29 protein-coding genes and 1 pseudogene are annotated in these 25684 nt (G+C 36.1%); 17 read left to right on the plus strand and 13 right to left on the minus strand.

Features of this window, described 5'->3' with window-relative positions; all coding sequences use genetic code 11:
- Positions 1-787 precede the first annotated feature (787 nt).
- Positions 788-989 (plus strand): annotated as a pseudogene (locus ACG94X_RS01695) (IS5/IS1182 family transposase); the annotation flags it as partial.
- A gap of 159 nt (positions 990-1148) precedes the next feature.
- Here the strand turns inward: ACG94X_RS01695 and ACG94X_RS01700 are convergent.
- The 5 genes from ACG94X_RS01700 to ACG94X_RS01720 all read right to left on the minus strand — a co-directional run bounded on the left by ACG94X_RS01700 (position 1149) and on the right by ACG94X_RS01720 (position 5252).
- A complete protein-coding gene (locus tag ACG94X_RS01700) occupies positions 1149-2252 on the minus strand; it encodes a porin (protein ID WP_419382009.1) in 1104 nt (367 codons plus the stop codon).
- A gap of 222 nt (positions 2253-2474) precedes the next feature.
- Entirely contained in the window at positions 2475-2891 is a 417-nt protein-coding gene (locus ACG94X_RS01705) for an HIT family protein (RefSeq protein ID WP_419382010.1), read from the minus strand.
- Positions 2892-2919: 28 nt separating this feature from the next.
- Complete coding sequence (locus tag ACG94X_RS01710) at positions 2920-3168, minus strand: YARHG domain-containing protein (protein WP_419382304.1); 249 nt, start codon at positions 3166-3168, stop codon at positions 2920-2922.
- Between the two features lie 102 nt (positions 3169-3270).
- Complete coding sequence (locus ACG94X_RS01715) at positions 3271-4143, minus strand: NAD(P)-dependent oxidoreductase (protein ID WP_419382011.1); 873 nt, start codon at positions 4141-4143, stop codon at positions 3271-3273.
- A 17-nt stretch (positions 4144-4160) separates the two neighbouring features.
- Positions 4161-5252 (minus strand): alpha/beta fold hydrolase, encoded by a 1092-nt coding sequence (locus ACG94X_RS01720; RefSeq protein WP_419382012.1) that lies wholly within the window; start codon positions 5250-5252, stop codon positions 4161-4163.
- A 139-nt stretch (positions 5253-5391) separates the two neighbouring features.
- Here ACG94X_RS01720 and ACG94X_RS01725 point away from each other — a divergent pair, with 139 nt between their 5' ends.
- From ACG94X_RS01725 to trpB, 9 genes are all read left to right on the plus strand, one after another.
- Positions 5392-6579, plus strand: coding sequence for an O-succinylhomoserine sulfhydrylase (locus ACG94X_RS01725; RefSeq protein ID WP_419382013.1), 1188 nt, complete (start codon positions 5392-5394; stop codon positions 6577-6579).
- 162 nt (positions 6580-6741) lie between these two features.
- On the plus strand, positions 6742-7071 hold the full coding sequence (locus ACG94X_RS01730) for a YbaB/EbfC family nucleoid-associated protein (protein WP_419382014.1): 330 nt from the start codon (positions 6742-6744) through the stop codon (positions 7069-7071).
- Between the two features lie 10 nt (positions 7072-7081).
- Complete coding sequence (gene recR, locus ACG94X_RS01735) at positions 7082-7678, plus strand: recombination mediator RecR (protein WP_419382015.1); 597 nt, start codon at positions 7082-7084, stop codon at positions 7676-7678.
- Between the two features lie 352 nt (positions 7679-8030).
- A complete protein-coding gene (locus ACG94X_RS01740; protein ID WP_419382016.1) occupies positions 8031-9173 on the plus strand; it encodes a ribonuclease D in 1143 nt (380 codons plus the stop codon).
- 178 nt (positions 9174-9351) lie between these two features.
- Complete coding sequence (locus ACG94X_RS01745; RefSeq protein WP_419382017.1) at positions 9352-9657, plus strand: YcgL domain-containing protein; 306 nt, start codon at positions 9352-9354, stop codon at positions 9655-9657.
- A complete protein-coding gene (locus ACG94X_RS01750) occupies positions 9650-10063 on the plus strand; it encodes a hypothetical protein (RefSeq protein WP_419382018.1) in 414 nt (137 codons plus the stop codon). Before ACG94X_RS01745 ends, ACG94X_RS01750 begins: the two co-directional genes overlap by 8 nt.
- Positions 10064-10083: 20 nt before the next feature.
- Positions 10084-10935: an AAA family ATPase gene (locus ACG94X_RS01755; RefSeq protein ID WP_419382019.1), complete on the plus strand. Its 852-nt coding sequence runs from the start codon at positions 10084-10086 to the stop codon at positions 10933-10935.
- A gap of 13 nt (positions 10936-10948) precedes the next feature.
- Positions 10949-12136, plus strand: coding sequence for a vWA domain-containing protein (locus ACG94X_RS01760; RefSeq protein WP_419382020.1), 1188 nt, complete (start codon positions 10949-10951; stop codon positions 12134-12136).
- A gap of 95 nt (positions 12137-12231) precedes the next feature.
- Positions 12232-13440: a tryptophan synthase subunit beta gene (trpB, locus tag ACG94X_RS01765; protein ID WP_419382021.1), complete on the plus strand. Its 1209-nt coding sequence runs from the start codon at positions 12232-12234 to the stop codon at positions 13438-13440.
- 141 nt (positions 13441-13581) lie between these two features.
- On the opposite strand, the gene ACG94X_RS01770 is transcribed toward trpB, so the two are convergent.
- From ACG94X_RS01770 to ACG94X_RS01780, 3 genes are all read right to left on the minus strand, one after another.
- Entirely contained in the window at positions 13582-14013 is a 432-nt protein-coding gene (locus ACG94X_RS01770; protein ID WP_419382022.1) for a CBS domain-containing protein, read from the minus strand.
- A gap of 143 nt (positions 14014-14156) precedes the next feature.
- Positions 14157-14534, minus strand: coding sequence for a DUF2750 domain-containing protein (locus tag ACG94X_RS01775; RefSeq protein WP_419382023.1), 378 nt, complete (start codon positions 14532-14534; stop codon positions 14157-14159).
- A gap of 156 nt (positions 14535-14690) precedes the next feature.
- Positions 14691-14924 carry a hypothetical protein gene (locus tag ACG94X_RS01780; RefSeq protein ID WP_419382024.1) on the minus strand — a complete coding sequence of 78 codons (234 nt, stop codon included), beginning with the start codon at positions 14922-14924 and terminating at the stop codon, positions 14691-14693.
- Positions 14925-15152: 228 nt separating this feature from the next.
- On the opposite strand from ACG94X_RS01780, the gene ACG94X_RS01785 reads away from it, so the two are divergent.
- From ACG94X_RS01785 to ACG94X_RS01815, 7 genes are all read left to right on the plus strand, one after another.
- Positions 15153-15512: a hypothetical protein gene (locus tag ACG94X_RS01785; RefSeq protein WP_419382025.1), complete on the plus strand. Its 360-nt coding sequence runs from the start codon at positions 15153-15155 to the stop codon at positions 15510-15512.
- Positions 15513-15855: 343 nt separating this feature from the next.
- Positions 15856-16182, plus strand: a complete 327-nt coding sequence (locus ACG94X_RS01790) for a hypothetical protein (protein WP_419382026.1) — start codon at positions 15856-15858, stop codon at positions 16180-16182.
- Positions 16183-16528: 346 nt separating this feature from the next.
- Positions 16529-17638, plus strand: coding sequence for a signal recognition particle-docking protein FtsY (gene ftsY / locus ACG94X_RS01795; RefSeq protein WP_419382027.1), 1110 nt, complete (start codon positions 16529-16531; stop codon positions 17636-17638).
- A 329-nt stretch (positions 17639-17967) separates the two neighbouring features.
- Entirely contained in the window at positions 17968-18651 is a 684-nt protein-coding gene (locus ACG94X_RS01800; RefSeq protein WP_419382028.1) for a nitroreductase family protein, read from the plus strand.
- Between the two features lie 247 nt (positions 18652-18898).
- Positions 18899-19492 carry a nitroreductase family protein gene (locus ACG94X_RS01805; protein ID WP_419382029.1) on the plus strand — a complete coding sequence of 198 codons (594 nt, stop codon included), beginning with the start codon at positions 18899-18901 and terminating at the stop codon, positions 19490-19492.
- A gap of 163 nt (positions 19493-19655) precedes the next feature.
- On the plus strand, positions 19656-20327 hold the full coding sequence (locus tag ACG94X_RS01810) for a YccT family protein (protein ID WP_419382030.1): 672 nt from the start codon (positions 19656-19658) through the stop codon (positions 20325-20327).
- A 268-nt stretch (positions 20328-20595) separates the two neighbouring features.
- Positions 20596-21126, plus strand: coding sequence for a GNAT family N-acetyltransferase (locus tag ACG94X_RS01815; RefSeq protein WP_419382305.1), 531 nt, complete (start codon positions 20596-20598; stop codon positions 21124-21126).
- Between the two features lie 116 nt (positions 21127-21242).
- Here ACG94X_RS01815 and ACG94X_RS01820 read toward each other — a convergent pair whose 3' ends face one another.
- From ACG94X_RS01820 to cydP, 5 genes are read right to left on the minus strand one after another with little or no spacing between them, the layout of a single operon-like run.
- A complete protein-coding gene (locus ACG94X_RS01820) occupies positions 21243-21539 on the minus strand; it encodes a cyd operon YbgE family protein (protein WP_419382031.1) in 297 nt (98 codons plus the stop codon).
- A 3-nt stretch (positions 21540-21542) separates the two neighbouring features.
- On the minus strand, positions 21543-21644 hold the full coding sequence (gene cydX / locus ACG94X_RS01825) for a cytochrome bd-I oxidase subunit CydX (RefSeq protein WP_004653762.1): 102 nt from the start codon (positions 21642-21644) through the stop codon (positions 21543-21545).
- Between the two features lie 29 nt (positions 21645-21673).
- Positions 21674-22819 carry a cytochrome d ubiquinol oxidase subunit II gene (gene cydB / locus ACG94X_RS01830; RefSeq protein WP_419382032.1) on the minus strand — a complete coding sequence of 382 codons (1146 nt, stop codon included), beginning with the start codon at positions 22817-22819 and terminating at the stop codon, positions 21674-21676.
- Positions 22816-24414: a cytochrome ubiquinol oxidase subunit I gene (locus ACG94X_RS01835; RefSeq protein ID WP_419382033.1), complete on the minus strand. Its 1599-nt coding sequence runs from the start codon at positions 24412-24414 to the stop codon at positions 22816-22818. Before ACG94X_RS01835 ends, cydB begins: the two co-directional genes overlap by 4 nt.
- Positions 24414-24605: a cytochrome oxidase putative small subunit CydP gene (gene cydP, locus ACG94X_RS01840; protein ID WP_419382034.1), complete on the minus strand. Its 192-nt coding sequence runs from the start codon at positions 24603-24605 to the stop codon at positions 24414-24416. Before cydP ends, ACG94X_RS01835 begins: the two co-directional genes overlap by 1 nt.
- Positions 24606-25684 lie beyond the last annotated feature (1079 nt).

Below are 25684 nucleotides of genomic sequence, written 5' to 3' on the forward strand. Positions count from 1 at the left end.
GCGCTGATGGTAGTGTGGGGTTACCCATGTGAGAGTAAGTCATCGCCAGCTTTTAAATTTAAACACCCCCTCCGCTAACGCAGAGGGGGTGTTTTTTATTGCGCATAATATTTTATAAAATAACAAAATAAAACACAAATGAATGAAATTTAAATTGTATGCTGCGAATAAATAGAAGGACCAAGGGACAATTCGGTTGTATTTAAATGTTTGAAAATTGAAATCGAACTTCATTGTCCTCGGTGCCAAGGTACAAGTATAAAGATATCAAGCGCGGTGGTAAGCAAAATTACCGTTGTAAAGAATGTAGCAGAGTTTATTAGTTATCATAATCTGACGTATTTAGGATGTCATTCAAATGTAATCAAATTGATTTTATTTATGCTTGCCTGATGTTGCGGAATTCGGGACCTTTCAAAGATCATGAAGTTGAGCATTGGCAAGATATTGAAAACTTTAACAGAATCAAATTATGAGCTTATTCCAAAGCAATTACATTATAAGGGTTTGGAAGTAGGTGAGTTTTGGACATGTGTAGGTGATAAGAAAAGTAAGCACAGAAGCTAAAAGATCGAATAGAAGAATTAAAATTTAAAAATTCTTTCAAATATCTCATGTTAAAATAAAGATAAAGTGATTAAATTATTGGTGGAGTTTTGAATTGTATGCTGGTTCAATCTCTCAATAAAATAAATTCACTGTATTTTCAACGTTTTTGATATTTACACTATGAGTGAAATATGATCAGTATACTTTTTCAAACACCACCGAAAAACTGATACTCAATCAAGCGAATATTCTTAGAAAAGGAAACATTAAATCTAACAATGATCATATGGATTGGTATTCGTATAAAATCAGAAATTTAGTTGAAAATTTATTTGCTAGATTGAAACATTTTAGAGATATAGCTACACGGTTTGATAAACTAAAAAGGAATTATACTGGAGTAGTTGCATTGGCATATATAGATATGGTTGCCACTATGAAATGTCAACAGACCCTAAGCGAATAGAGCTATAGCTAGCTTTATACTGTTGTATTTGCTACTCAAATAAGTGCTTTAAACCTATGTAGATGATTAAAAATTGATAAATTTTAAAAATAAAACGGCAAGTGAACTTGCCGTTTTTTATAAAGGTATTAGATTAAAAGTTATATTCCATGCCTAAACCGATGACAGTCTTTTTGTCATCTTTAACAAGCCAATCACGTTTTTGCTGACCAACAACGCCATAGAATCGAGCTTGTTTATTAATGTTGTAGTCTGCACCTATACCGTACAGGTCCTGTTTACGATCATCACGACCATTTAGTTCAGTCGTTGATGAAATATATTCAGCTTTCAATTTAACTGGCGTAGATGGAATTACATATGCTGCGGTTACACCGTAAGCATTTTCCTTTAAACCTTTAAATGCTGTAACGGTAGCAGGTGTGCCAGATGTGGTTGTAACGGTATCATCCGTTGGTTTAGCTGTTTGCCATAAAGCACCAAGCACTAAACCATCAAGACCAGCTGGTTTTAAATCTAAAGAGCCAGTAACACGTACAGCATCAGAGTAGATTGTATTACCACCTAATTCAGAGCTATAAGCGTTATATTTAGAAGCAACACCGAAATTACCTGCCACAGCAGCCGCTAAACCATAGTCTTTATTGTCATAAGTAAGCGAGGTTGAAATACCATCACCAAAACTATCACGGCTACCTTTTTGACCTTTAGCATCATTTTTTAAAGCAGATGATTCTTCACCTTGTTGGAACATGATGTTAAAAGCTAAACCAGCAAGTAATTTTTTATCAGTTTCAAAACCAATGACATTTTTCAGACGATCTTCACCAGCTACAACTGCTGTCATATCAAGTTCATTGTGATCATTGAAAATATCTTGGTTATTTCCTGCGGCTGTTTTGAAATATGAATCAAATTGTCCAATTTTTAAAGTTGCAATACCATCTGATTTAATACCAATAAAACGGTTACGCATACCCAAATCTGTACCATCACCATCTGTATTGACTTGCCATTCTGCTAAATAAACAGCAGATAATTTATCAGTTAATTTTTCTTCACCTTTAACACCAATACGTGAAGCATTTGAATTGACTTTAGTTACGCTTTCATCTTTAAAGCCATTTTTGTCAATTTGATCTAAGGTTACATTGAGCTTACCATACAATGTTGGCGCTGCTTGAGCTGCGTTTAAGCTAAGGGTGGCGATTGCTGCAGCGAGTAGCACTTTTTTCATTGAGATTTCTCCAAAACAAGTTCAATTGGCATGTTGCCGTTGCTTTTTTTATCCAGTAAGTTCTGAGTTATTCATTGCTTACCAACTTGCATGCAGTATCTGAAAACTTTGTTACAAATAAGTGAAGAATAAATGACAGTTTAATGACCTAAGATAATTTGAAAATTCAGACGAAAAAAATGAGGCTATAAAAGCCTCATTCTGTAAAATAATGAATCTAAATTAAGTCAGTTCTGCTTTGATTTTTTCTGCAAAAGCTTTGATTTTTTCTTGGTCACCCATTTGCAAAGCATGTTTTCCTAATTCGTGTATAGAGCTTGGAATCAGATGGAAGTGAACATGCGGAACAGTTTGACCTGCAGCAGCACCAGAAAGTTGCATAAGAACAATACCATTAGCATCTAATCCTTTTTCGATTGCTTGAGCAATTTTCTGAACGATTTTGATAGTGTATGCGGCTACTTCTGGATCTAGATCGAGCAGGGTGAGTGCAGGTGATTTGGGGATAACCAGTGTGTGTCCATCGGCTTGTGGCATGATATCCATAAATGCTAGAACTTGATCATCTTCATAAACTTTAATGGCAGGAAGTTCTCCACGTAAAATTCGAGCAAAAATGTTCTGATCATCATAAGCCATGATTATTTCCTTTAATGCGTAAATGTTATTATTTACAATTCAATTCTTTCTGACGTTCCTTGATCGTGTCAAGTTTTTGCTGTTCTTTCTCATTAAATTTCGGCTTGGTTGTGTTGCAATTGTCATTACCATACAGTGCTTTAGCTTCAGGATCTTTAAAACAGAATCCTTTAGATGCATAGATGACATTGTATTCATCTTGCAATTTTTTGCATTGCTGCGCATTGTCATCGGCAAAAGCGTGTACACCTACGAACATTGATAAAGTCGAAAGCATTGCAATTAAATATTTATTCATGTGAAGACCTCAAATTTGACAAATTGGTTTGTCACTTTATTTGATTATAAGGTTTAGTTGTGTTTATTCAATGACTAAAAATTAGTCTAATGTAATTTTACTCCATGATTCGTACATTTTTACAGCTGTCGAAAAATCACTGTTTGGTTCCGCGAGGTTACTTGCATTTTGAATCAAGCTTTGTGTTAAACCAATGACAGGTGCGGAAAGTTTGGCTTGACGAATTAAATCTACCGCAATACCTGTATCTTTAGCCAATAATGGCAATGCAAATGTGAGTGGGAAACTGCGATTAAAAACGCGTTGTGGTAGCACGGACTCTGTAACGCCACTTTTACCACTCGAAGCATTAATACAATCTAGCGCTTCATTTAAATTTACGCCATGTGCTTTGAGTGTGGTAAATCCTTCCGCAGCAGCACATAAATGAACAGCCATCATCATATTATTTACAGCTTTTACCGCAAAGCCTGCACCAGATTGCCCGACCAATTTGATCAGTTTACCCATTGCTTGCATTGCAGGTAAAGCAATTTGGAATGCTGTTTGTGAACCGCCAACCATGAAGGTTAATGTTGCATTTTCAGCCCCAATGGTTTGACCGCTGACAGGAGCATCTAAAAATTGTACATTTTTTAGAGCGAGTTCTAAGGCAAGTTTTTGTGCAGATTCAGGTACTCCACTGGTACAGTCAATCCAAATAGCACCTGATTTAATCGTGACTGTTTGAATCAATTCTTCTACATCTTTACTGGTCGGCAAGCATGAAAAAATAATGTCTGCTTGTACGGCTTGTTCTAATTCAACCGCTTGAGTTTTATATTCAGTTGCATGTTGTTTGGCTTTTTCAAAATTTCGATTCCATACATAAACAGTATCGAAATGCTTGGGTAAATGCGCTGCCATACGATAGCCCATTGCGCCTAAACCAATAAATGCAACTGTAGTATTCATAACTTTCCTTTAAAACTTTATATTTTTGTCGACCTAAGTTCTAACCATTGAGCAAGTGTCGGCCAAAATTCATCTGCACTTTTTTGACTGGACATTAAACCCAAATGTCCCCCAGGTATGAGAGTAAACGTGACATCTTGGCTATTTGTCAATTCGCTTAAAGGCTTAACTGAGTCGGCAGTAACCATTTGATCACCTTTTCCTGCTCCAATCATCATAGAACAATTAATATTTTTTAATTCAATTTTATGATTACTCAATTGAATTGAACCATTTTTTAATGGGTTTTGAAGCCAGACATTGAACAGCATGTCTTGGTTTACGCCGCCTGGATAATCAACCATATGATTGAGAAAGTTTCCGAGTGTAGCGTGTTCATGAAGCAGTTCTTTATCGTCTAAATTGAGTAATAATTGCTTATGACCTTCATACCAACCTTTCGGGTCGAGTACTTTAAAGCCTATTGCATTCATGAGTCCTGTTGTATGAATTAGATTTTTAGGTAATCCACCTTTGTACAAAGTGTTTTTTAGTTTTGGGCTTTTAATGATTAAGTTATTAATTTTTTTATATAATTTACCGATACCACCTGAAGCATAACTATCAATTGGACTGGCTAACACAATTAAATTTTTGACATAATTGGGTTGTTTAAATGCAGTGTAAAGTAAGACAAAAATACCTGCCATACTCCATCCATGTAATGAGATTTGATCACTTTTAGCATGTTCTCGAATTTTATCAATACAGAATGGGATCGATTCATCAACAAAATTAAGAAAATTAAGAAAACGATCGCTATAGTTGAGTTTGCCCCAGTCTATAAGATAGACGTCAAAACCTTGCTCTGAAAAATATTTAACCAATGAGCGATATGGATACAAATCGTAGATCGCCATATTGATCGCAAGAGGGGCGGTAAAAACCAAAGGTTCTTTAAATTTTTTTTCTGCTGCTGCATAGAATCGAACTTTAGTTTGATTATGCTCCGCAATAATTTCATAAGGCGTACTTTGAGATAAAACCAATGACTTACCATTGAAAATACGGGTTGTTAGATTTTTTAGCTTTGATTTTCGATCTTGGAATTTCGTCATAACTCGTGCCATATGTAATTTTGTCGCATTTTTGTGCAGAATAAGCCAAGTGTAAGCGATAATTTCAGATTATACCTTGACCTTAAATACATAGGACGCTCAAAATGTTGGCAATATTTTACAAAGGCAGTTTTAGGACTGAGTAGTTGAAATGAGCCAGCACGACGACATCGAATACCAACTTGATACTTTAGCCATTCGTACAGGTCATATACGTAGTTTTGAAGGCGAGCATAGTGAGCCGATTTTTCTAACTTCATCTTTTGTTTATGAGAATGCAGCAGAAGCAGCAGCAAAGTTTTCAGGTGCTGAGCCTGGTAATATTTACTCACGTTTTACCAATCCTACTGTGGCGATGTTTGAAAAACGTCTAGCGGCTTTGGAAGGTGCTGAGCGTGCTGTGGCGACAAGTTCTGGTATGGCAGCGATTATGGCAGTGGCTATGTCGTATTTAAAAGTGGGTGATCATGTGATCTGCTCACGCGCTGTATTTGGTTCAACGGTTGCTTTGTTTGAAAAATACATTGCTAAATTTGGTGTTACTGTCGATTTTGTCGATTTGACAGATTTAGGTGCATGGGCGGCTGCGGTTCGTCCTGAAACCAAATTGCTTTTTGTAGAGTCACCATCGAACCCATTGTCGGAAGTTTCGGATATTCAAGCACTTGCAGATTTGGCACATGCGAATGGCGCACTCTTGGCAATTGATAACAGTTTTTGTACGCCAATTTTGCAACAACCCTTGAAGTTTGGTGCTGACCTTGTGATTTATTCAGCAACTAAATATTTAGATGGACAAGGGCGTGCATTGGGTGGCGCTGTAGTCGGTAATCACACATTGCTTGAAGATGTGTTTGGTTATGTGCGTACCACAGGTCCTTCAATGAGTCCATTCAATGCTTGGATATTCTTAAAAGGTCTAGAAACTTTACGTTTACGTATGAAAGCACATTCTGAAAGTGCACAAAAAATTGCAGAATGGTTGGCGATTCATCCGAAAGTTGAAAAAGTTTATTTTGCAGGCTTAAAAGATCATATCGGACATGAATTGGCGGTAAAACAACAAACTGGCTTTAGCGGAATCGTGTCTTTTGAAGTAAAAGGCGAACGAGAAGGCGCATGGAAAGTGATCGATAATACGCAATTTATTTCGATTACAGGTAACTTGGGTGATGCGAAATCGACCATTACTCATCCTGCGACAACGACTCATGGTAAACTTTCTGCAGAAGTGAAAGCAGCAGCGGGTATTTGTGAAGGTTTAATTCGTTTGTCTGTTGGTTTGGAAGAAGTAGACGATATTATTGGTGATCTTTCACGTGGTTTAGACTTAATTTAATCGTTTAGTCTACTGCTACAGCAAATATTTAAAATTTGAACTCGGTTTAATTCGTTTTTGTTTTAAACCTAGATTACAATATTTTCGATTAACCTATTTAACTTAGATCTAATTCAAATTCACTTTTTGATTTGTAAATTAAGATTTTGTTCGGAGAGTTTTATGAACATCAATATGCTTATGCAACAAGCACAGCGCATGCAAAAAGACATGGAAGGCAATGTCAAAAAGGCCAAAGAAGAACTTGCTCAAACTGAAGTTCATGCTGAAGCTGGTGGTGGCTTGGTAAAAGTGACAATGACTTGTCGTAATGTGGTAAAACGTATTGAAATCAGTCCTGATCTTTTACAAGATGATGCAGACATGATTGAAGACTTGATCGCTGCTGCAATGAATGATGCTGCGCGCCAAGCGGAAGTTGTTACAGAAGCAAGAATGAAAGAAGCGAACTCAGGTATGGGATTACCACCTGGTTTAGCAGGTATGTTTTAAGGATTGATAGGTGTTTAGCGACCGTTTTGATCAGCTTGTACAAGCCTTACGAATTTTACCAAGCGTTGGGCCAAAATCGGCTCAACGTATGGCATTGCATCTGATCATGAAAAATAAAGAAGGGGCGATTGGCTTAGCGCATGCGTTAAATGAAGCCACTTCTTATATTCATGAATGTAGTCTTTGTCATTCTTTAACTGAAAATGAAATTTGCGATATCTGCTGTTCCAGTGATCGTGATGAACAATTACTGTGTGTGGTTGAATCTCCAGCAGATGTTATGGCAATTGAGCAGAGTGGCAGTTTTAGAGGGAAATACCATGTTCTGGGCGGACATTTATCGCCTTTAGATGGAATTGGTCCTGAAGAAATCGGTATTCCTTATCTTGTTCAGCGATTAAGCAATGGTAATGTGAGCGAAGTTATACTCGCCACCAATGCGACTGTAGAAGGGCAAGCAACAGCGCACTATCTGGTAGAAGCGACCAAGCATTTATCATTGCAGATGACGCGTATTGCTCAAGGTGTACCGCAAGGCGGTGAGTTGGAATATGTCGATAGTCATACTTTAAGTCAAGCTGTGCACAATCGTATGCGAATGAAATAAGTTTAAAAGTTCTAAAGGAAGGGTTTGTTGATCTTTATAATTGTAATTACAATTTTGTGATTCATTTATAAAGAATGAACAAATCCTTTTTTATACAAATATGCATACAATCAATATAGTTTTTTAGGTAAAATTTAAAATAGGTTTAGTTTAATTGACTTGAAATTTATTATTTTTTCTAAAAAATGAAGGATTAAGTTGTAAAAGCTATTTATAAATGAATGAGATTTTATAAAATTATATGAAAAATAAGGTATTTATGGAGGATATGTTTAAAATTGTTATATTTAAATTTTATATATTAAGGTAAAATAAAATTTCATTTGAATGTAACATTTTGACTCAAACTGACATGTTCCGATTTATTAATACGCAAGCTGAACTCGAAAATGTTCTCACATTGATGCAACAGGCGTCGACTTACGGTTTAGATACCGAATTTATAAAAGTCGATACACTATGGCCTAAACTCGGTGTGTTTCAAGTAAATGTTAAAGATCAAGTCTTTTTACTTGATGGTGCAAGCTTGGATTTCCAGTGTTTTTGGACGCAACTTTTTCAAGCTCAACAAAATATATTTCATGCTTGTGGAGAAGATATTGATCTGATTTATCATTATGCGGATAAAAAGCACTTAGACAATGTTTTTGATACGCAAGTGGCACTTTCATTTCTAGGTCATGGTTTACAAGTCAGCTATCAAAGTGCATTGAAATTGATATTGGATATTGATATTGATAAAGGCCAAACTCGATCAGATTGGTTAGCACGTCCCTTGTCTGATGAGCAAATGAATTATGCAGCCAATGATGTTTTATATATTATGAATTTGGCTGAAAAAATAAAATCAGAACTAATCAGCAAGCAACTCTATCAGCAAGTATTAGAAGATTGTCAAAACTTAACTTTTGAGATTGCTTTAGAAACACCCAAAGAAAAACTATATAGCGATGTTGGTAATTATCGTCATTCACGTATACAACTGATGCAGCTGCAACAATTGAGTGTTTGGCGTGAAGAAATGGTTAAAGCGTTGAATCAGCCTCGCAGCTTTATTTTAAAAAGTGCCACAATGGTGGATTTGGTCGAGGTTAATCCTAAAAATAATTTTCAGTTATCGCAAGTTAAAGGCATTAGACCGAATATTGTGCGTGAACATGGTAAAACGATTTTAGATCTACTTAAATTTTTACCTGAAGTCGATGAGTGGCCTTTACGCATCGCACGCCCAATTAAGCATTCTTCTCAAGGTGTAACACTTGAAGTGGATCAATTGATTGACCAAGTTGCCCTTGAAACTCAAGTGCCTAAAGAGGTGTTAATGCGTAAAAAATGGTTGAATGCTTTATATCATCATGTGGTTTTTCATGGTGATGAAAAAGATCTACCTCGCTATTTATTGGGTTGGCGTTATGAATTATTGACTCAACCGTTAATTCGTTTATTGAATGGTGATGTCCAATATCTCAGTACGCAAATGAAAGTGAATGACTAGTCTTCATTGCTCGAATCATTTTTAAGCTTTATTGATCTAATAAAACCTTCGATTGATGATTGATCAAATAGTTGCCAATTAGTCTTAAATAACGACTGATGCGTTAATTTTAGTTAATGTATCCGTCGTTTTTTTCATGTAAGCTGTGACATGAGTTTTATTGAAGCTGTTGTTTAAAATGCATTGTGATATTTATAAATCGAGCAAAAAAGATGAATTATATCTTTATGTGGCTCGCCCAAATCATCCGAATCAAGACGAAAATGATGACCCACTAAGTGTTCTGTCTGAACCTTTACGTATCGCATTCGGACGTGCAACGCATGTTATGCATCTAGAACTAAGTGAATCTAAAAAGTTAGCACGTGTAAATGTGTTGCATGTTTTAGATTCACTAAATACAAAAGGCTTCTTTATGCAAATGCCGCCAGAAGGTTTAATCAATCCGAATGCGGTAGAACCAGAGGGACTACGTGGTGCTTGAACAGTTAACAGGGATGTGGACAAATTTCCTAGATCTATTAGATTCTATCCCAGAAGATAATATTGCGATTTCAGTCTATATTCTTGGGACACTCTTAATTTTAGGGTGTTGGTATGGCATAGCAAAACGCTTACCATCACCACTTGGCGGTATTACATGGATTATTGTATTTGCAGTTATTGCAACCCCAACAATTTCTGAAGGACCTAACTCCGAGGTTGCGCCCGCAGTATTCGGATTGTTATTTGGTATTTTAACCAAAGATACACCATTAATTTGGTCAAACCTTGCATTGATTGCCTTTGTTATTGGTATTGGCTTAATTGCAGGTTTCTTTTGGTCTAAGTACAAAGCCAATAAAAATATGCAACAAAGCACTGTAGCAAAAAATATTTCACCACTTTAAATAAAAAATAAAGGTTAGTTATGTCTGTCGATTCTCAACAATTCACAGGTACTGAACAGTATATTGCGACTGATAGTTTGAAACTGGCTGTAAAAGCAGCTCGTGCATTGCAAAAACCATTGCTCATTAAAGGTGAGCCGGGTACAGGTAAAACTCTGCTTGCAGAGCAAGTTGCAGAAAGCTTAGGTCTTAAACTCATTACATGGCATATCAAGTCTACAACCAAAGCACAGCAAGGTTTGTATGAGTATGATGCGGTTTCACGCTTACGTGATAGCCAGCTCGGAGATGATCGTGTTTATGATATTAAAAACTACATCAAACCGGGCAAATTGTGGGATGCGTTTACCAGCGAAGAACGTTGTGTATTGCTTATTGATGAAATCGACAAAGCAGATATCGAATTTCCAAACGATTTGTTGCATGAATTAGATAAAATGTCGTTCTATGTCTATGAGACTGGTGAAACGATTACCGCAACACAACGTCCAATTGTAATTATTACGTCTAATAATGAAAAAGAACTTCCAGATGCATTTTTGCGTCGTTGCTTCTTCCATTATATTGACTTCCCTGATGAGGCGACCATGCGTGAAATTATCGCTGTTCATTTCCCCCATATTTCAGGTACTTTGGTTTCAGAAGCTTTGCAGGTTTTCTTTAAATTACGCCAAGTTCCTGGTTTGAAGAAACCACCATCAACCTCAGAACTGATTGATTGGTTAAGCTTATTGATGGCAGATGATATGCCTGAAGATGTTTTACGTAATCATGATAAATCTAAAGCAATTCCACCTTTATATGGTGCATTGATTAAGAATGAACAAGATGTGCAGTTGCTTGAGCGTTTAGCCTTTATGTCACGTCGTTAATAGGGAGATCGCCATGTTTGTGCGATTATTTTATACCCTGCGCAAATATGGCGTACCTGTTTCGACTCGTGAACTGATTGATCTAAATCGGGCGATTGGTGAGGGTTTAGTTTTTGCAGATCAGGAAGATTTCTATCAACTGGTGAAAACGGTTATGGTCAAAGATGAAAGATTCTTTGATAAGTTTGACCGTGCCATGAAAGATTATTTTGAAGGTATTCATACTTTTGATATTGATGATCTGCTCAATAAAGTTCAGAAACTTCCCAAAGATTGGTTTGATTTAGAATTACTGGAAAAACACCTGACACCAGAGCAACGTGCTGAATTAATGAAAGCAGGTTCACTTGAAGAATTGATGAAAATGTTGGAAGAGCGTTTACGCGAACAGCATAAAAAACATCAAGGTGGTAACCGGATGGTCGGCACGGGTGGAACATCACCATTTGGCGCATTTGGGGATCATCCAGAAGGTGTGCGTATTGGTGGGCCAAGTCGTAAAAATTCAGCAGTTAAAGTTTGGGAACAACGAAAGTATCAAAATTTGGATGATGATCAGATTTTAGGTACTCGTCAAATGCAAATGGCGTTACGTCGTTTGCGTAAGTTTGCACGCCAAGGTGCTGCTGAAGAATTAGATATTAACAGTACGATTTACGAAACTGCGAAACAAGGCATTTTGGATGTGCAGATGGTGCCTGAACGTCGTAACCGTATTAAAGTATTGATGTTGTTTGATGTTGGTGGATCAATGGATTCTCACATTGCCCAGTGTGAAAAATTATTTAGTGCAGCAAAAACAGAGTTTAAAACTTTAGAATATTTTTATTTCCATAACTGTTTATATGACTATGTATGGAAAGATAATCATCGTCGTTCATCCTCTAAAATGAATACATGGGATTTGTTCAATACTTATGGTAAAGACTATCGTGTAATTGTGGTGGGTGATGCAAGTATGGCACCTTATGAGCTGAAATCTGCAGGTGGTTCTGTAGAGTATATGAATGATGAGGCTGGCGATGTTTGGTTACGTCGTTTACGCAATCATTTTGAAAAAACAGCTTGGTTGAACCCAGAAGAGCAAAGCTATTGGCACTATACCCAAACTATTGCACAGATTAAGCAAATATTTGATGATCATATGTTTCCAATGAGTTTAAAAGGCATTGAAGATATGACGAAGTATTTGTCACGATAGTTGTATTTATCGGAACTAATAAAAGTGTATTTAAAGCAGCGTTGAATTCATATTTTAGGACGATACGCTGCAATTTTTTAAAATAAGGGAATAAAATGGATCATCAAATTAACGGAGTAGCTTTACCGAATAAAGACGGTTTTTTCGGTGAATACGGTGGTCAATTTATTCCGCCACATTTAAAAGAAGCGATGGATGAGATTAATGCGGCTTATGAAGAAATTCGTAAGACAACTGAATTTCAAAATGAACTTGCTGATTTATTTGCTAACTATGTTGGTCGCCCAAGTCCATTATTTCATGCGAAACGCCTTTCGGATCGCTTGGGTGGTGCACAAATCTATCTTAAACGTGAAGATCTAAACCATACCGGCGCACATAAAATTAACCATTGTTTGGGTGAAGCTTTACTTGCTAAATACATGGGTAAATGTAAAGTAATTGCAGAAACTGGTGCAGGGCAACATGGTGTGGCTTTGGCAACGGCATGTGCTTTGGTCGGTATTCCATGTGAAATTCATATGGGGCAAGTGGATATTGAAAAAGAACATCCAAATGTTGTGAAAATGAAAATTTTAGGTGCAAAACTTGTTGCGGTAACGCAAGGTACTGCAACCTTAAAAGATGCTGTAGATAGCGCTTTTGATGAATATTTGAAAGATCCTAAAAACTTTATTTATGCCATTGGTTCTGTGGTTGGTCCGCATCCATTTCCGATGATGGTACGTGACTTCCAATCTATTATTGGAGATGAAATAAAAGTTCAAACCCATGATCGTTTTGGTCAAAATCCTGACTATATTGTTGCATGTGTTGGTGGTGGCTCAAATGCAATGGGTGCATTCACGGCATTTTTAAATGAAGCAGATGTAAAGTTGGTTGGTGTTGAGCCGGCAGGTCATGGTTTAGATACAGATATGCATTCTGCAACTTTAACTTTAGGCAAGCCAAGCCAGATTCATGGTATGGCGTGTTATGTGCTTGAAGATGAAAATGGCGAGCCTTTACCTGTGCATTCGATTGCTTCTGGCTTGGATTATCCTGGTGTGGGACCGCAGCACAGTTTCTTAAAAGATTTGGGTCGTGTTGAATATTCAACCGCATCTGACCAAGAATGTTTAGATGCTTTTATGACCTTGTCACGTGTTGAAGGCATTGTTCCTGCTTTGGAGAGTTCTCATGCTGTGGCTTGGGCGATTCGTGAAGCGCCAAAACTCTCGAAAGAAACAAAAATTGTTGTGAATCTTTCTGGTCGTGGCGATAAAGATGCTGATTATGTTGCTAATAAATTAGGCTTAAATTAAATCTAAGGATTATTTCAGTGTCTAGTTTCTAAGATCTAAAAATTTAGTCAGCGTTTCAAGATGCATATCTAAGAGTAATAAAACCCTCTAAAAAGAGGGTTTTATTTGCAGCTTTTTAAATCGAATTATTTTTTGATAAAATTAACCAGAAATATATTGTTGTAACTGTTCAATCAGTTTACGTTGATCTTCCATTGTGGCTTTCACTAAATCACCAATAGACACAAAACCAATGAGTGCGTCAGCTTCTATAACAGGTAGGTGGCGTAGATGACCGTCGGTCATGAGACTTAAACAATCTGCCACAGTATGACTGGTTGTTACCGAGATCACTTTAGACGTCATAATTTCGGCAACAGTTGTGTGGTCTGAAGTACGCTGCATGAGTGCAATTTTACGGGTATAGTCTCGCTCAGACAAAATTCCGACGACTTTAGAGTCTTCTGTAACCACTACAGCGCCAATGCCTTTATTTGCCATAAGCGTAATCGCTTCTAATACTGTGGCAGTTGGAGCAATGGTATATATTTCTTGACCTAACTTATCTTGAATCACTTGTGCGACTGTCGTCATAATTATTCTTCCTATGCAAAGGTGCTTATACTGCATCTTCTAAATTAACTGTATTTTTAAACTTTGCAAATACTTTGCAGTCATAAAATATAATGTTTTATTTTCACAGTTATTTTAAAAATAAACTCTAGAGCAAAATTTACCTATATCGTTTGAAATTGAATGTGATTGTGAAAGAAAAAATGGTGCATTTGACTGGTTGAGAGCTTGAATTTTCGAGAAGAAGAATTAAATAAAGCGGGTTTTATATTTAATCGTTTCAATGTAGGTAACAAAGATTCTTCAAAATCTTTCGGTGTGATCTGACGCGGTGTGTAGTGTGGCCAGTGAACCTTTGCATATTCTAAAGCTTGAACCGAATTGAGCCAAAAAGGAAAAAAGACTTCATTTTGGTCTGATTTTATAGCCCAACCTTGTTGGTATAAACCCCATAATACTCCGCAGTACATTAAAGATTTTAAAACAGTAACTTTAAGAAATAATTCTTTAGAGATTGGTGGCAGATGAATATACTTTTTCATGATATACAATCGTATCTAGTGCGTTGATTATTATAACGGAAGCTACGATAAAAACTGTTGATGCTTTATGTTTAATCGTAAGCATTTATTAAAATGTTAAATTAAATATTTTACTCAAATTCAGGCATTAAAAAACGCCACCGAGGTGACGTTTGATTAGGCTTGTAAAGTTGCCAGCTTTTCCCAGTATTGGGCTTTAGATGAATCTCGTTCTACACGGAACCCTTGATAATAAAGTTCTGCAAGAAACATTGCTGCTTTACCATGTCCAGCTTTAGCTGCATCTTCTAATGCTTGTACCGCGTTTACAAAGTTCATTTCACATTGAATCGTATTTACAGCGTTAGCATAAACATGCTCTAAGTCTTGGTGAGTAATTTGATGAATCATATATAACTCCTTATTGTAATTATGATCTTTTAACTAACACAGCTCCCCAACGGAGCTTATACTTAACTAATCTAACTTAACTTTATTAAAGTAATATTACAAAATGCTTCACTTGTCAAGTAAATTTCAAATAGATACTTGACGAACATAAGATTACATGATTAAACAATAATCAGAAATAATATTTATTAAAATCAATATGAGAATTATGACAAAGGGAGAGGCAACATGACGAACACAATAGATGGTTTTACTTTTGACATACCTCCGGCTGAATCTCAAATAGTTGAATTAGCTCAGTATCATCGTAAACAGTTGGACGAAGCAATATATCATCAAGAAATACATCTTGGTGATTATTGTTTAGCACAACGCAAACGAGTTTATGATTATACCAGAGATTTGAATCCAAAGCAAAAGGAAGGGTTTTATCGGGTATATGACGGTGAGTTAATGCGTCTTGCAGATGATGATGATTTACATCCTGCACATGCAGAAGGAGGATTGAGTATTTTTGCTGTAAGTTTGGCGTTGTTGATTATTGCGATTATTCTTTATTTTGCATTCCTTCGAGCAATTATCCATTAACCGTATTTAATGAGATATTTTATAAGCTAAGTATTAACAAAAGCTTATATCTAGTTTCTGTATTCTTGATTGCACATAAAACCTTATTTGAATGATATGTTTGAATAGGGTTTTTATGATCGAATGAATTTTTAGAGTTCTCAAATTATTTCACATTTAAAATTTTTGGTTATGTGCTTCAATCAAAATTTAGACTTAATCAGGAATTGTGATAAATGAGCATCTTTTTATGACTTTATTTGAATTAAAGCTAAATGTATTTGTCATGACAATCAATCTAGCTAAGAAAGCGCTATATTTTTCAGTGAAGGATGATTAAACTACTGATAATTAGAGGTAGTTCATGCGTAAATTAAAAAATTATTTTCACAAAGTTTATAGTTTTTTTCCTGTGGAGAAAGTTTTAAATTTTATGGTTATCGCAATGGTTGCCATCATTATTATTTTAGCAACATTTGCATTGTATAGACCAATTAATCCTGAACAATATAAAAAAGTTGTGAATTATTCTACTCAAGCTGCTTTTCCAAAAACACAACGAATTGCAGAACAATTATCTCAGCAAGAGCATATTAAATTTGTCGAATACTTGCGTATGTCACGTGCTTATGATTTTGAGAGTAGTCATGTGAAAAACTATCCTGCTGTAGATTCAGCAGATTCCAATTAAAATGAGTTCTCAATCTATTCACGATTCATACTAAAGCCAATGTCTGATCGTTGTTTTTATTTATAAAATGGGTTGCTGCGACAGCTCATCTACAACGGATGCTAAAAAAGAATTATCATCCATCCTTAAACGTCTCCTTTTTATCACGACTTTAATCTCAGGATCACAATCTTGTTGTTTTAATGCAATATGATTCATGCAATTGTTTTTAAAAAATGAGTTATTTAAAGCAAGTCTTTCATGTTGTGTTTTGTTTCTCTATGTTTTAAGGGCTTTAACGCTAAAAAATATCGTTATTTATGCTAAACTCATTCTTTTTTAACGCTATGCTTTTCAAGGAATCGGCATGCAAGAACAGCAAAATAAATTCTTGATTGATGCGGATATCGGGGATGATGATGTCACTTTACCTAGTCTACCAGCCGTCAATGTGCCTATTATTGAAAATAATAAAGTAGAAACTTCTCCTGTTAAATCTGTAGATATTGTTAGTACTACAGATTCAGCAGAGGTGACTGAAGATAAAGCTCAAGGTGGCTTTTTTAGTCGTATGAAGGAAGGTTTAACCAAGTCTCGTAAAAACCTTGCTGATGGTATGGTCAATATTTTGATCGGTGGTAAGGAAATTGACGATGAGTTACTCGAAGAGGTTGAAGAACAACTTTTAGTTGCAGATATTGGTGTCGAAGCAACAAAAACCATTATTACCAACTTAACTGAGCGTACTGCGCGCGGTGATTTGATTTATTCACATTCACTGTATAAAGCATTACAGGAAGAGTTGGTTGCTTTACTTGCACCAAGAGTAAAACCGTTACACATAGACCCTAATAAGAGTCCATTTGTGATTTTGGTTGTTGGTGTTAATGGTGTGGGTAAGACCACAACCATTGGTAAATTAGCCAAACGCTTACAAGGCGAAGGTAAAAAAGTCATGCTTGCGGCAGGTGATACTTTCCGTGCAGCAGCCACTGAACAACTTCAAATTTGGGGCGAGCGTAATAATGTTGCTGTTGTCGCACAAGGGAATGGTGCGGATAGTGCTTCTGTCATCTTTGATGCATTTGAAAGTGCGCGTGCAAAAGGTATAGATGTCCTGATCGCAGATACAGCAGGGCGTTTGCATAACAAAGGCCACTTGATGTCAGAATTGACTAAAATTAAACGTGTAATGCAAAAAATTGATGCGACAGCACCACATGAAGTGATGTTAGTTGTCGATGCAGGAACGGGTCAAAATGCCATTAACCAAGTTGAAATGTTTGATGAGGCGGTCGGTTTGACTGGTTTAACCATTACTAAATTAGACGGAACTGCAAAAGGTGGCGTGTTATTTAATATCGCAAGCCGTACACATGTGCCGATTCGTTTTATTGGTGTTGGTGAGAAAATTGATGATCTTCGTCCATTCTCTGCAAAATCATTTGTAGCTGCATTATTTGAAACAGATAAATAATTCAAATTTATTTTGAATGAAAAATGACTCCGCAAAGTGCGGAGTTTTTTTATATGTTTAGTATTGGATATTCTTAGCGCATGACATTAATACATCCATTATGTATGGAAAATAAACGGGTTTTAAATTTAAAAAATGAGCGTGTATTATTTTCAAAAGAAGCCATAAAGATAATTTGAAGCCTATTCATGCAATAAATGTTTGGGCATAATACTGTATGTCTTAAAAACCATCATAAAAATAATGAGATATAAGTATTAAAAAGATTTAGGTATTAAAATGACATACTATTTATATGGTTTTATTTATCGTTGAGTTTGGGGAAATATATGGCACTTTTATCAAAAATAGGACAAGTTCTCAATACGGAAATTTCAAAAGAATTATTATTTAAAAAGAAAGATATCGAGCAAAAAACCTATGTATTTATTGACGAAATGAAGAAACGTCGCAGTCATTATGAGTTGAGTAATCGTGTTAGTATAAGCCCTGAATATTTAACACAATTAATTAAAGATGCTGCACGTTGTTGCCCTTCGGCACTTAATTCCCAAAGTGCCAGAATCGTTATTTTACTAGAGGATTCTCATGCGCAGTTTTGGCAAATGGTTAAAGACGTTCAATATTATGCTGTTGCAGAAACAATTCGGGAAAGTGTTGGTCATAAAGTAAATCGTTGTGCTACTGCTTTTGGAACAGTCCTATTTTTTGAAGATCAGGATGTGATTCATGATTTACAAAAACGTAAACCTTTGCAAGCCGATGAGTTGCAACTTTGGTCAGAGCAAACTTCGGGTATGGTGCAATACGCAGTTTGGACAGCGATTGCCAGTACAGGTTTAGGTGCATCCATTCATCATTATAATCCTTCTATTAATTTGGCAACCACTGAACAATTACAGCTTCCAAAAAATTGGCAACTCAAAGCACAATTGGTTTTTGGTGCAATTGTAGAAAATTTAGAGTTGAAGTCACAATTAGATGATAGTATTTTATTTAAGGTTTTTTCTTAAAGCATAACCTTGTTATTTATAGTTTATTTAAATATTTTGTTTTAAATCAGTTTGTTGTGGTTGTTCTGTCATTATTCTAGAAATCAGTTTGACGCAATAATCAATCTTTAATGGTTCAAAAAAACATTATTGTTCCAAAAATGAAACACTTTGTTATTGTTTTAAGACTGACGTAAATCAAAAAGATCACCTACACTGTGAACATCTTAAAGAACATGACCAAAAGGTCAAAAAAAGGATTCATATCATGTCATTTTTAAATCAAATCAAACAACGCCGTACAATTTATGCAATTGGTAAAGATGTAAGCTTAGAACAAGCGAAAATTGAAGAGATCATTAAAGAAGCGATCAAACATAGCCCATCTTCTTTTAACTCGCAATCGTCTCGCGCAGTGATTCTATTTGGTGAATCACACGTTAAATTTTGGACAATAGTTTTAGAAACTTTACGTAAAATTGTTCCAGAAGCAGCATTTGAAGGTACAAGCGCTAAAATCAATAGCTTCATTGCAGGTGCCGGTACTGTATTGTTTTATGAAGACATGAGCGTGATTAAAAATTTACAAGAACAATTCGCATTGTATGCAGATAATTTCCCAGTTTGGGCAGAACATTCTACAGGGATTGCTCAGTTTGCAACTTGGACTGCTTTGTCAGAAGCGGGTATTGGCGCATCATTACAGCATTACAACCCAATTGTAGATGACCAAGTTGCAGAAGTATTTGGTGTACCTGCAGATTGGAAACTTCGTGCACAATTGGTATTTGGTTCAGTTGAAGCACCTGCTGGCGAAAAAACATTTATTGATGATGCAGTGCGTTTCAAAACATTTAACTAATGGTTTAAATGTGGATGGAGAGCGCTTAGGCGCTCTTTTTTTTAGAAAAAATATTCAAGTGATTTGATCATTCCGTGATTATTCTTTCTTTGTCATAAAATTGTCATGACTAAATTGCATAGTGCTTTAAATTTTACAGTTTTTTGACAAAGAGTAGAACACGATGATATTTAAATATGGAATTGCTGCATTAGGTTTAATGCTAAGCGGGTCAGTTTTTGCAGCAGTCACTTTATCTGTGCCAGAAGAAATCGTCGTTTTAGCTGTGAATGATCAAGAAGTAAATTCTGGTTTAATTCGTAAACAAAATGAATATAAGGTTGATGCAGGTCAAGTCGCAATCAGTGTGCGTTATCATCAATTTTTTGAACATATGAGTGGTGAGCACGATATCGTTAAGTCTGGTGTAGTGACAGTTACAGCGCCAGATTTGAAAGATGGTCAGTCTTATAAAGTTGCTTTGGTGAATGCACCCAAAAGCTTTGAAGATGCAAAGAAATATGCTGAGCAGCCAATCATTGCAATTTATGACAAAAATAACCAACTGATCGTTCAGCAAATGGGTGCAAATACAGAAGCGAAGCCTTGGTTGGGTTCTGGCATATTTGGTAAAGCAATTGATTTAACATCAAGAAAGCAAGCACCTGTAAATCAGCCTGCTGCTGTTTATTCAAATAACACTTATGCAAATATGAATACAGCACCAGTCGTAACTTCTGTAATGCAAAAGACTTCTGTCAATATAAACTCAACAGATCAACAGTTAATTCAGATTTGGCAAAAGGCATCTAAAGCAGAACGTCAAAAATTTATGAGTTGGTTAGCAGATCAGTGATTTATGAATTTTCAATATGCTGTTTATTTAAGACCATATCAATGGTCTTTTTTTGTGCTACAAGTTTGAATGATCATATCTCAGAATAAAAAGAAAATATTGATAATTTTGAAGCGTGATTGGTCTATATCGCTGTAATGAGTCTAACTGTTATCTGGTCGTTTGGTTTAAGTTTGATACTTTATGGAACGGTTTATTGATTAATTTTAATGTACTCTTAATGACTAATGAACTGGTTTTATTCACCATGAACTTATGTAAAAAAAATATGCTAAATAATCCAATCAAATTTAGAAGCTCGCAAAAATCAGATATTTCTAACTTGGTCGAGTTGATCAATTCTGCATATCGTTTGCAACAAGGTCAGAGTTGGACAAGTGAAGCAGATATCGTTTCGGGAGCTAGGATCAATGCTCAACAATTGCGAAATGCTTTAGCACAGGACAATTTTCAATTATTTGTTGCTGAATTGCAAAATGAAGTGGTGGCGTGTATTGGACTGACATTTCATGATTCAGAAGTTGAAATCGGGACTTTTTGTATTGCTCCGCATTTTCAAAATCAAGGTTTAGGAAAGATAGTTTTAGAATACGCAGAGTGGGTTGTAATAACCGATTATAAAAACATCACTACTTTAGTGATGTGGGTGTTGAGTGTGCGATCTGAATTGATTGCCTATTATGAACGCCGTGGCTATGTGCAGACAGGTGTGATGGATGATTATCCGCTAGATGCGAATGTAGGAAAGCCAATCGTAGATTTACATTTAGTTGAAATGCGAAAAGTTGATTTTAATTAAATTTGAGTCGTGTTGGACATCATAGAGCATAAAATATATAGCTGTTTTATGGGTGATTATATTTTAAGCTTCAATAAAAAGCCCTGAATATTCAGAGCTTTTATGGAAAAATCAAATCAGGTGAAGAACCAAGTGTAGTAGCCTAGAAGCATGAGTGGCCATGCAACAATAGGACTAAATAACCATTTCCAAACCCAAAAATGTGGCAGAAAACCTACACCGTGTACAAAGCCACCAGAAATGCCAATCATGACCATCATCAATACATTATGGTTGTAGTGACCATTGGCATCGAGCATTGCTCCTGGGTGAATTAATAGTACCGCTGCAAGTGGCAATGCCATCAAAAATGAAATTGCCATTGCAAACTTATTAGGCTTCTTTTCTTTTGCTGTCAGTGCGATTTCTGCCATGACTTATTCCTCATCTAAATCTTGATGATGCTCAATATATAGCGCGCTTAAAACACCAGCAAAACACGCCATCAAAACCCCAAGAATCCAAGCGAAATACCACATAATATTCTCCTATTTGCTTAGACACAGCCCTAGTATAGGCTGTGCGAATTGTCTTGAATGTGTTTGTTGGTTATCACGCCCCACATTTTGTAGTAGCACCAAGCGGTGTAGATCAAAATGAGTGGAACAAAGATTGCAGCAACAACAGTCATGACGGTAAGCGTATTTTTACTAGAAACGGCATCCCACATTGTTAAACTAACTGTTGGGTCAATACTTGATGGCATGAGGAATGGGAACAGTGCAAAGCCAGCTGTTAAAATTGCCCCAGTGACTGCAAGTGTAGAACCAGTAAAACTCCATCCCGCTTTATTTTTCCCAGCAGCCAATACAATGATGATGCCACCTAAAATAGCAGAAATAGGCGCAAGCATTGTAAGCGGATAGATTGTGTAGTTATTCATCCAGCCGCGGTTACCCGTAGTCAAAACTTCTTTGGCTAATGGGTTAGCAACACCGTTGGTATCAAAAGGCTGAGCTAAGGTATAACCTTCGATATTGCCAAAATATAACCAAGCGCCAGCACCTAAGAAGCAGACTAGAAATATGATACCCATCAGTTGTGTAGCTTTTGCAGAGCGTTCGCGTAATACGCCATCTGTGCGAAGCATTAACCATGCGCCACCGTGTGCACAAAGCATGGACAAACTGACGATACCGCAGACCAATGAAAATGGATTGAGTAGAGCGAAGAAGCTGCCAGTGTAGGTTGAACGAACGGTTTCATCTAGAACAAACGGAACACCTAAGAACATATTGCCAAATGCAACACCGAATACCAATGCAGGTACAGCACCACCAATACATAACCCCCAGTCCCATGACGTACGCCATTGGGTATTTTGAAGTTTAGAACGGTAGTCGAAGCCTACAGGTCTCAGAAATAACGCGAATAGGACGAGTAAGAGTGCCCAGTACATACCAGAGAATGCTATTGCATATACCATTGGCCAAGCAGCAAATAACGCACCACCAGCAGTTACGAACCAAACTTGGTTACCTTCCCAGTGTGGGGCAATGGTATTGATTGCCGCACGACGCTCATTATCAGTTTTACCTACAAATGGCATAAGTGCCATTGAGCCCATGTCGAAACCATCTGTTAGGGCAAAGCCAATGAGCAATACACCCACCAGAACCCACCAGATGATTTTTAGAAGTTCATATTCGATCATGATTGAGCTCCTTCAACCTGATTGTTATTTTTCGCTTGAGCTGCTTCAAGTTTTTCGAAATGATATTTACCTGTATGTAATGAACTTGGCCCTAAGCGTGAGAATTTGATCATTAAATACATTTCAATAATCAGTAACACGGTATAGAACACTGCCAATGCAATGATTGAGCCCCATACATCACCCGTACTTAAGCTAGATGCAGATAAGTGTGTCGGCAATACTTCACCAATTGTCCATGGCTGACGACCACCTTCAGCGACATACCAACCCGTTTGTGCAGCAATCCAAGGTAAAGGTAAAGCAAATAATGCGAACTTGAGTAACCACGGTTTATTTTCTGCATTACGTTTAGCCACAGCATAGGTTGCTAAGATAAACAGTAAAAGCATGAGGAAACCAGAACCGACCATTGCACGGAAAGAGAAGAACAATGCAGATACGTTAGGAATAGTATCTTTAGTTGCCGCTTTGATATGTGCTTCAGAAGCATCTGTTACATTTTCTGTATATTTTTTAAGAAGTAAGCCATAACCTAAATCTTTTTGGTTTTCTTTAAAAGAAGCCATGAGTTCAGGAGAACGATCACCTGCACGTAGTTTCTCAAGTTCACTATAAGCGACCATACCGTTACGGATACGGACTTCATGTTGAACCATCAAGTCTTTTAGACCAGTCACTTCTTTATCTAAAGAACGAGTTGCAATTATACCCATTGCATAGGGGATTTTAATGGCATAGTCAGTACGCTGTTCTGCTTGGTTCGGAATACCAAATAAAGTGAATGCAGCAGGCGCAGGGTGAGTTTCCCATTCAGATTCAATTGCAGCGAGTTTAGTTTTTTGAACATCACCCAGTTCATAACCAGATTCATCACCCAGTAAAATAACAGAAAGTGTAGATGCTAGACCAAAGATTGCAGCGATAGCGAATGAACGGCGAGCAAAAGGTAAATCACGTTTTTTTAGTAAGTAATAACTGGAAATTGCTAAAACGAAGATCGCACCAGTCACATAACCTGCAGAAACTGTATGTACGAATTTAACTTGTGCTACAGGGTTGAAAATAAGTGCACCAAAGTCTACAAGCTCCATACGCATGGTTTCAAAGTTAAACTCTGAACCCACAGGATTCTGCATCCAACCATTGGCTACTAAAATCCACAAAGCCGATAAATTAGAGCCAAGTGCAACGAGCCAAGTGACACCTAAATGTTGTATTTTAGAAAGGCGATCCCAGCCAAAAAAGAATAAACCAATAAAAGTTGATTCAAGGAAAAACGCCATTAATCCTTCAATGGCAAGTGGCGCACCAAAAATATCACCCACATAGTGAGAATAGTACGCCCAGTTTGTACCGAACTGGAACTCCATTGTCAGCCCAGTGGTTACACCTAAGGCAAAGTTAATACCAAAAAGTTTGCCCCAGAACTGAGTCATGTCCTTATAAATTTCTTTACCCGAAATCACATAAGTGGTTTCCATGATGGCAAGAATAAAAGCTAGACCGAGTGTGAGTGGTACAAATATAAAGTGATACATCGCGGTCATTGCAAATTGGAACCGCGAAAGATCGACCACGCTTTCAGAAATCATCAACGTGTCTCCTTGATTGGGGAAGGACTGCCAGCAATACGCTCAGCAACTTGGTTATCAAAATCTTTAGGAATCGTCGGTGCATCAAACCAGATATGTTTAATCGTGATTAAAAGAACAATCTTAATTATTAAAATGATTGTTATTTCTCTGACGAGCCGATGATTTAAATCATTAGATTTTAAGCTCATGATTTAAGCCTTTTGTTTAGATGTATTTATATTATTAAACAAAATTCTATATAAAATAAACATGTATTGTGGTTAAAATAAAAATATATTATTAATGTTAATAAAAACAAACAGTTATTATTTTAACAAGTTGAAAAATAAACAGAATTTTATTCATTTTAAAGTTGATTAAAACGCTTTGAATTAATAAAAATAAAACCAACTAAAATGGTATTGTTTAATTTAACTTAAACCAACTAAAATAGTTTGAATTAAAATTTGTGTAAATTTAATATATATAAATACCGAAAAATGGTCCGCCTTAAAGGCTTTATTTCAAAATTTTTAAAACAAATAAAATACTATATTTTTTTAAAACAGGTTTAAACCACTTTAAATTTGCGTAACTCTGTGTAAATAAGAAACAATAAGTGATTGAATTTCAATCAGCATGATGAGCTTGAGGAGGATGATTATTTACATAAATATCGCATAGTAGTGATTTAGTAAGTAGAAAGTGGCAGCTTATTTTTAGTTAAATAAGGGGGACGCTGATCAAAGAATAAAACCGTGAATTAGGTAGTATAAAAATAGTTGGATTATCAAAATTTGCTTAGTCGTAAAATTGCATTTAGCCGAGTGATTGTTAAGTCGATTTTAACTGGAAATAAGGCATATATCAGCCTATTTAAAAAGGGAAAAATCAAATGAAAATAAGGGTAATTACGAACCTATGAATGTAGTAAATTGTTAAAATTATGGTCTTATTTCTACAAATTACCTAAGCAATTTAATGCTAGATTGAAATTGATTATATTCCTAAAATGGATGAAACCATTGTTTAGTCATATGCCTTTTAATCTTACACTCGCTATGTTAAGCAACCTAATAGTAGTTGCTGGGTTAATTTCACAAGAGATTTAATATAAAGTATCAAATGAACAAAATATTGAAATAAAAAATCGTATATTTAATTATCAATGGCTCATCCTCAAACATGTCCGTTTTTTACGGCAATGAAATTCATATTTAATAAGTTAGAGTAATATAAATTTTTATTTAAGTATCTAAAATCAATAATTTGATATGTATTTTGAATA

It is taken from the genome of Acinetobacter psychrotolerans, from assembly GCF_048552595.1.
In the GTDB taxonomy this organism is placed as follows: Bacteria; Pseudomonadota; Gammaproteobacteria; order Pseudomonadales; family Moraxellaceae; genus Acinetobacter.

Excerpts from the sequence above, each read along its gene's own strand:
- ACG94X_RS01800 (WP_419382028.1), top strand. The coding sequence starts at position 17,968 with ATGGCACTTTTATCAAAAATAGGACAAGTTCTCAATACGGAAATTTCA.
- ACG94X_RS01805 (WP_419382029.1), top strand. The coding sequence starts at position 18,899 with ATGTCATTTTTAAATCAAATCAAACAACGCCGTACAATTTATGCAATT.
- ACG94X_RS01715 (WP_419382011.1), bottom strand. The coding sequence starts at position 4,143 with ATGAATACTACAGTTGCATTTATTGGTTTAGGCGCAATGGGCTATCGT.
- ACG94X_RS01780 (WP_419382024.1), bottom strand. The coding sequence starts at position 14,924 with ATGATTCATCAAATTACTCACCAAGACTTAGAGCATGTTTATGCTAAC.
- cydX (WP_004653762.1), bottom strand. The coding sequence starts at position 21,644 with ATGTGGTATTTCGCTTGGATTCTTGGGGTTTTGATGGCGTGTTTTGCT.
- ACG94X_RS01835 (WP_419382033.1), bottom strand. The coding sequence starts at position 24,414 with ATGATTTCTGAAAGCGTGGTCGATCTTTCGCGGTTCCAATTTGCAATG.
- trpB (WP_419382021.1), top strand. The coding sequence starts at position 12,232 with ATGGATCATCAAATTAACGGAGTAGCTTTACCGAATAAAGACGGTTTT.
- ACG94X_RS01790 (WP_419382026.1), top strand. The coding sequence starts at position 15,856 with ATGCGTAAATTAAAAAATTATTTTCACAAAGTTTATAGTTTTTTTCCT.
- cydB (WP_419382032.1), bottom strand. The coding sequence starts at position 22,819 with ATGATCGAATATGAACTTCTAAAAATCATCTGGTGGGTTCTGGTGGGT.
- ACG94X_RS01810 (WP_419382030.1), top strand. The coding sequence starts at position 19,656 with ATGATATTTAAATATGGAATTGCTGCATTAGGTTTAATGCTAAGCGGG.
- ACG94X_RS01820 (WP_419382031.1), bottom strand. The coding sequence starts at position 21,539 with ATGGCAGAAATCGCACTGACAGCAAAAGAAAAGAAGCCTAATAAGTTT.
- ACG94X_RS01755 (WP_419382019.1), top strand. The coding sequence starts at position 10,084 with ATGTCTGTCGATTCTCAACAATTCACAGGTACTGAACAGTATATTGCG.
- ACG94X_RS01725 (WP_419382013.1), top strand. The coding sequence starts at position 5,392 with ATGAGCCAGCACGACGACATCGAATACCAACTTGATACTTTAGCCATT.
- ACG94X_RS01710 (WP_419382304.1), bottom strand. The coding sequence starts at position 3,168 with ATGCTTTCGACTTTATCAATGTTCGTAGGTGTACACGCTTTTGCCGAT.
- ACG94X_RS01740 (WP_419382016.1), top strand. The coding sequence starts at position 8,031 with ATGTTCCGATTTATTAATACGCAAGCTGAACTCGAAAATGTTCTCACA.
- cydP (WP_419382034.1), bottom strand. The coding sequence starts at position 24,605 with ATGAGCTTAAAATCTAATGATTTAAATCATCGGCTCGTCAGAGAAATA.
- ACG94X_RS01815 (WP_419382305.1), top strand. The coding sequence starts at position 20,596 with ATGCTAAATAATCCAATCAAATTTAGAAGCTCGCAAAAATCAGATATT.
- ACG94X_RS01760 (WP_419382020.1), top strand. The coding sequence starts at position 10,949 with ATGTTTGTGCGATTATTTTATACCCTGCGCAAATATGGCGTACCTGTT.
- ftsY (WP_419382027.1), top strand. The coding sequence starts at position 16,529 with ATGCAAGAACAGCAAAATAAATTCTTGATTGATGCGGATATCGGGGAT.
- ACG94X_RS01745 (WP_419382017.1), top strand. The coding sequence starts at position 9,352 with ATGCATTGTGATATTTATAAATCGAGCAAAAAAGATGAATTATATCTT.
- ACG94X_RS01730 (WP_419382014.1), top strand. The coding sequence starts at position 6,742 with ATGAACATCAATATGCTTATGCAACAAGCACAGCGCATGCAAAAAGAC.
- ACG94X_RS01770 (WP_419382022.1), bottom strand. The coding sequence starts at position 14,013 with ATGACGACAGTCGCACAAGTGATTCAAGATAAGTTAGGTCAAGAAATA.
- ACG94X_RS01700 (WP_419382009.1), bottom strand. The coding sequence starts at position 2,252 with ATGAAAAAAGTGCTACTCGCTGCAGCAATCGCCACCCTTAGCTTAAAC.
- ACG94X_RS01705 (WP_419382010.1), bottom strand. The coding sequence starts at position 2,891 with ATGGCTTATGATGATCAGAACATTTTTGCTCGAATTTTACGTGGAGAA.
- ACG94X_RS01785 (WP_419382025.1), top strand. The coding sequence starts at position 15,153 with ATGACGAACACAATAGATGGTTTTACTTTTGACATACCTCCGGCTGAA.
- ACG94X_RS01775 (WP_419382023.1), bottom strand. The coding sequence starts at position 14,534 with ATGAAAAAGTATATTCATCTGCCACCAATCTCTAAAGAATTATTTCTT.
- ACG94X_RS01720 (WP_419382012.1), bottom strand. The coding sequence starts at position 5,252 with ATGGCACGAGTTATGACGAAATTCCAAGATCGAAAATCAAAGCTAAAA.